This window comes from Vicinamibacteria bacterium, from assembly GCA_035570235.1.
Classification (GTDB): domain Bacteria; phylum Acidobacteriota; class Vicinamibacteria; order Fen-336; family Fen-336; genus DATMML01.
Window position 1 is genome coordinate 46,534 of sequence record DATMML010000130.1, and the last position, 6,000, is coordinate 52,533.

A 6,000-nucleotide genomic window follows, 5' to 3' on the forward strand; every position below is an offset into this window, starting at 1 on the left:
TGGAATTAAGTCAACCCTAGACCCTCACCCGGTCCGCTTCCCTCCGGTGTGGGCGCGGAGGGCAGTCTTGTCGCCAGAGTCGCGAAGCGCCGGCCGTGAAACAAGAATCCTGGAGGCCATGTCCATGACCCGTCTGCTCCGGTGCGGGATGCTCGTCAGCTTCGTCGTCCTCGCTTTTGTGGGGGGGGCCTTCGCCGACGATCCACCCTCCCGCGTCGCCCGCCTCAGCTACGCCGACGGGTCGGTGTCCTTTCGGCCGGGAAATCTGGACGATTGGGCGCCCGCCTCGCGCAACCGTCCCCTGACTACGGGTGACCGTCTCTGGACGGATAAAGGCTCGCGAAGCGAGCTGCACCTGGGGAGCACGACCGTCCGCCTGGGGCCCGAGACCGCCTTTGCCTTCCTCAACCTGGACGACAACGTGACCCAGATGCAGGTGACGCAGGGCTCGGTGAGCGTCCATGTGCGCAACGTCCTCGAGGGAGAGTCGATGGAGGTGGACACGCCAAATGCGGCGGTGTCCCTGCTCCATCCCGGCACCTACCGCATCGACGTGGACGCGAACGGAGACTCCACGGTGTCCGTGCGCAGGGGGGATGCCGAGGCCACCGCGGAAGGCTCGGAAGTGCCCCTTCACGCCCGGCAGGTAGGGGTCTTTCTGGGCGCGCATCCTCCCATCTACGACATTCAGGAAGAGAGCACTCCTGACGATTGGGACCGGTGGTGCACGGAGCGCGAGCGTCGCTACGAGGAGCCCCACGTCTCCGCCCGGTATGTGTCTAACGACGTCGTTGGGTCGGAGGACCTCGACGGGTACGGCCGCTGGCGCGACGTCCCGAACTATGGCTCGGTGTGGGTTCCGACGTCCATGGGCCCGTCCTGGGCGCCCTATCGCGCAGGGCACTGGGGTTATGTGGCTCCGTGGGGTTGGACGTGGATCGATGACGCGCCCTGGGGCTTTGCACCGTTCCACTACGGACGCTGGGCCCGCGTATCCGGGGAATGGGTCTGGGCTCCGGGGACGATCGTGGCCCGGCCCGTCTATGCCCCCGCGCTGGTGGCCTTCGTGGGTGGGAACAATTGGAGCGCTTCTCTCTCCATCGGCGTGGGGGGCGGAGTGGCGTGGTTCCCGCTGGGTCCGCGCGAGGCCTACTATCCCTCTTACGCGGTCAGCCCCGCCTACGTGCGAAACATCAACGTCACCCACGTCAACGTAACGAACATCAACGTCACGAATGTCAACGCGACCAATGTCACCTATGTCAATCAGTCGGTGGCGGGGGCGGTCACGGCCGTCCCGCGCTCCACGTTCGTCTCCGCACAACCGGTCGCAGCGGCGGCAGTGGCGGTCCCCGTGAGCGCGGTGGCCTCGGTGCAGGCCGGCGGTGCTCCCGTGGGGGTCCAGCCGACCTCGCAGAGCGTCCTGTCCCGACCGGTCACGGCCTCGGCCGCGAGCGTTCCCCAACCCCCGGCCGCGGTTAGCGGGCGATCCGTGGTGGCCAAGATGACGCCCCCTGCGCCCGCTCCGGCTTTTGGGGCCTCCGCCCACGCCGCCCAAGTGGTGACGAACCCACTGATCAGGCCCGCGATTCCGCCGCCCGGGCCATCGACTGTTGCCATGCGCCCGTCTCGCGCCACGCTTCCCCCTCCCCGGCCCGCGACCCCCCCCGCAGCCTCCTTCGCTGCCGGCGGGAAGGTGTCCGGTGCCGCCCGAGCGACCTCCCAACCGACCGGAGCCGCGGCCCCTCTCACGGGGCCGACGACCGCTGCCGGCGGGAAGGTGTCCGGCGCCCCCCGGGCGACCTCCCAACCGACGGGAGTCGCAGCCCCTCTCACGGGGCCCACGACGGGAGTAGCGGGGCAGTCGACCGCTCAACCCAAACTGAACGACCGGCCGAGCCACGCGCCCGTCGCCCACGGAGCTGCTCCGCAATCGACGGGAGCCTCGTCCCCCTCCACCGGGGTCGCGAACCCGGGGGCGACGGGGACGGTCCACCCCCACACCGCGGCGAAGACCGACGCCAATCCGCGGGGCGGGCAGGCCGGTTCGGGTGGCTCTCCCCCTCAGCATTCGACAGTGGCGGGCTCCCAACTGGCACCGAAGGGGGAAGCGGGAGGGTCGAGTCACCCCCACGCAAACTCCGCGACTGCGGGCAACGGACCCGGTGCTCACCCGCAGCATGCTGCGGGGGCAGGCTCCCAGCCGCCGAAGGCGGGGGATACGGGAGGATCGAATCACCCCCACGCAAACTCCGCGATTGCGGGCAGCGGACCCGGTGGTCACCCGCCCACCGCGAAGGATGGGGGGTCGGACCACCCTGCCCACAAGAACCCCGACGCGGCGGCCGGCGGGTCTCATCCGCAACACAATCCCGCCAACTCTCAACCGGCTCAACATAAAGAAGGCTCCGGCGGCTCCCCCCATCAGCCGTCTCCCGCGGGGCACGAGAAGGCAGCACCCGAAGCGCACAAACCCCCCCCTCCGGCGCCGCATCCGCAGCCAACGCCCACGCCTCATCCGCAAAAGTAGGTCGACGGGGGGAGGGGCTCCCGCGCTTCGGGCCGAGGCCGGCTCTCGCTGAGGGCCCGGCCTCGGGGGCGGGGAGGCTACTGCCGGCGAGGCCCTGGCTCCCTCTACGCGCCTCTCCGATTTGTCCCTCCATCGGTCAGCGCCCTTGGTGTTGAAGGACGGCCCCCCAGGGCGTGAGTCCCTGGACGGCCGTCTCGAGACACCCGCGGTACTACTCGCGCGAGTGCTAGAATGCGTGGCCTCCATGAGCGCTTCGGAGGAGCCACCGCGGTCGGGGGTCGGCCGGGGCCGCGGCTCCCTCGTCCTTGGGTCCGCCTTCTTCCTTCTATATCTGGGCTGGGGCCTGGCCTTCCACATACGGGCGCCCCGGGTCTTCCAATACACCGATCAGGTCTTCGATGCCGACATCCCTACCCGCATCATGGATCTCGCGCGCTTCGGAGGCCCACATCGGACCAGGCTCCACCCCCTGTTCGTCCTCCTCCTGAACCCGATCGGCCAGGCGGTGCGGGCGGGAATTCGGGGGGCCGGGCTCGATCACTCGGGGCGACTGACGGCCCTCCTGATGTGCGCCCTGGCCGGGGCCCTGGGCGTCGTCTTCTTCCGCGTGCTCCTCGACCGCTTGGGCCTCGAGCCCCCGCTCACCTGGCTCGGGAGCATCCTCTTCGGCTTGTCCTCGAGCCAGCTGTTTTTCAGCTGCATGCCCGAAAGCTTCGCCTTCTCCGGCCTCAGTCTGGTGATCCTTTTTGCGCTGGCCGCCGGCCCCTGCAGGCGGCCAGGCGTTCTATTCCTGGCTGGCATCGGCTCCTTCTCCATGGCGGCTACCAACCTGGCCGCGGCGGTCTTGGCCCGCGCTTCGTCCTTGAATTGGGCCCGCCCGCGTCCTAGCCTCAGGCGCCTCGTGATCTTTGGGCTCGGAATCGTCCTCGTGACCGCGCTCCTGAGCCTGGCCCAGGTCTGGATCTACCCAGGGAGCTCCCCCTTCTTCATGCCCACGACCCTCCATCGCGATGATCTGCTGAGCTTCGTCTGGCCGGCGTGCTTGTCCGAGCTGACCGCTCGGGAAGCGGAGGTAATCGGCCATTTCTTCTTCGCCAATCTCGTAGCCCCGAAGCTCGAGGTCAATGAGCCGGGCGGGTTGCGGACGGAGGTCGACTTTGGCCCCATCACCCTCGACTCCCTGCGCGCGGGCGGTCTCGCCCATGGCCTCCTTTGGGCGAGCCTCCTCGGCGCCGGGCTCGTTTTCGGGAGCAAGGGAGGGCTTCCGGCCGGCCCGGTACTAGGACTCCTGGTCTGGGTGGGCCTCCACGCCGCATTGCACTCGTTCTGGGGCACCTCCCTCTTTCTATATTCCTGTCAGTGGACGTTCGCGGTGGTGGCCCTCGGGATCTGGTCCTTGAACCGCCTTGCCGCCGAGCGACCGGCCTGGGGGCGGGCTCTCGTGGGGTTGCTCTTCGTCTTGATCGGGATCCAGGCCGTGTGCAACAACGCTTTTCTGCTCGAGATCCTGCGCATCTTCTCTCACGACCCGCCTTGATCAGACGAGACTAAGGAATCCGCGCTGCCGCCAGAGCGGCGAAAAGGACTTCTGAGCCCTTGTCCGTACGGCGGCGCGGGGGCTGTCCGCGCCTAGTGAGGAGTGACGAGCCCGATCCAGGGGGCGTACCCAATCCCGTCGTTCCACGCGGCGACGGTTCCCAGCCTGCCTCCCTCCGCCTGGGATATGGGTTGCAAATCGCCCGTGGTGGCGTTGACCAAGTAGCCCAAAACGTCCCCTGGCCGCAGGACGTAAAGGAAACGGCCGGCCGGGTCGAGAGACAGCGTGGAAGCTGGATACGAGTAGGTGGGGTCCGAACTGTAGGTTGCCAAGATCACACCCGAAGCGACCACGCGGATGGGAGAGGGGACTCCGGCGTCATCTAACCGGTAAGCCCAGATATCCGAGCCGCTGGCGAGGTATAGGAGATGACCGGAAGGGTGTACTACCAGCGACCCCGGGATCCCGGGCAACGGGGTCCTTCCGATGGCCGTCAGGCTACCGTTTACACCGTCGATGTCGAATTGGGCGACTTGGCCCGACGGGCCCGTTCCTGGCATCATGCCGTACAAGTGGCGACCGGTGGGATCGACCGCAACGCACCTTCCCGCCGTCCACTGTCCGAGGTAGCGCAAGCTCCCCGTCTCGACATCCGTTTGATACCCGAACGCAGGGGGCACGGCCGCCCCAACGTGACAGCTGCCGTAGTAAACGAAATGTCCCGTTGGCTCGACGACGACCCAGTCGTCCCCCTGCTCCAGCTCGTATTCGCCTCCGCAGCTCACCTCGGAGATCGTGTCGCCGAGGGCCCCGGTCATCGCGTCGATCGCGGCCGTGCCGATCGAGCACGACGGATACTCGTCCAACAATAGGAACCGGCCGGAGGGATGGACGGTGATAAAAGCCGGTTGAACCAGAAACAACCTCCTTGTGCTCACCTTGGACAGGGCTCCCATCGAGGGATCAATCCCGTAAGTCACTACGTTCCTATCCCGCCCACAATGGTCAGTGGAGCAACCTGTGTTGTCGCCTGCGAGCGACGCGTAGAGAAAGCGTCCCCGCGGATCCAGGCTCGCGAAGGCCACATCACCGGGAAAGAAGCCCAAATCGGCCTCGGCTCCCGGCGGAACGGTCCCGACCAAATTCCAGGCACCGGTCGAGCCGTCAACTCTGTAAGCCGTGTGCACCGTTCTCCAAGGGGCAAGCCGAGCGCCTAGGACATAGGCAAACGTGGGCCCTGGTGGGGAGGGCTGACTGCCGCAGGCGGCGAGGAGGGTCAGCGACAGGCAGCTTCCAATGCTCCAGACTCGCAGCATTGCCGGACCTTCGGACAACTCTAAGCTAGTTGGCATTCTCCGGCGGGAGCATCTGGCCCGCGAAGGAGGCTCGGCCAAGAGTCATGCCCGCCGGGCTGTCTCCCACCGCGAGACGTGCGCGGACGATAGGAGCCAGCTCGGCGCGGGCGCGAAGCACCTCGCGTTCTCTCAGGAGAACGAGCGCAGAGCCCGCGGGTCGATCAAGGAGCAAACTCAAGGCTTGGGGCCGACCCGGAAACGCGTCCACCGCGGGCCCCGCGGGTCCGAGCTCCCAAGCCCCCCGCCAAGCGGCCAGCCCAAAAGCCACACGGCTGCCCCCAAGGTGGCGTGCGAAGATGCCACTCGTGGCTGCCTCGCCGCCCCAAACAAGGATGGGCTCGACCGAGCCTGCGGGGAGAGCGGAAAAGATGACCTGGCGATCGAGGCGGACCCGGTCGAGAGAGTAGATCGGGATCCAGCGCCAGTCCGGGCCGGCAAAGAGGTACGCCCCCTCACGCGATGCGGGGACCCAGAGCTGACCCATGACCGGAGCGGGGGGCGGCGTGTCCGTCTCGGTGAGGAGGGCGGGCGCGGCCGCGATCGGGGGCAGGGCTTCGAGGCCGGGTGGCGCGGCCCAG

The 6,000-nt window shown here is 67.9% G+C and carries 4 protein-coding genes; 2 read left to right on the forward strand and 2 right to left on the reverse strand.

The features are described 5' to 3' along the window. Positions 1-124 precede the first annotated feature (124 nt). On the forward strand, positions 125-2,530 hold the full coding sequence (locus VN461_22900; protein HXB57628.1) for a DUF6600 domain-containing protein: 2,406 nt from the start codon (positions 125-127) through the stop codon (positions 2,528-2,530). A 244-nt stretch (positions 2,531-2,774) separates the two neighbouring features. Further along, positions 2,775-4,067, forward strand: coding sequence for a hypothetical protein (locus VN461_22905; protein HXB57629.1), 1,293 nt, complete (start codon positions 2,775-2,777; stop codon positions 4,065-4,067). A gap of 92 nt (positions 4,068-4,159) precedes the next feature. Here the strand turns inward: VN461_22905 and VN461_22910 are convergent, their stop codons facing one another. Both VN461_22910 and VN461_22915 read right to left on the reverse strand, forming a co-directional pair. Further along, positions 4,160-5,419, reverse strand: coding sequence for a beta-propeller fold lactonase family protein (locus VN461_22910; GenBank protein HXB57630.1), 1,260 nt, complete (start codon positions 5,417-5,419; stop codon positions 4,160-4,162). Beyond that, on the reverse strand, positions 5,409-6,000 hold a 592-nt coding region (locus VN461_22915), incomplete at its 5' end, for a hypothetical protein (protein ID HXB57631.1). The genes VN461_22910 and VN461_22915, both read right to left, overlap by 11 nt.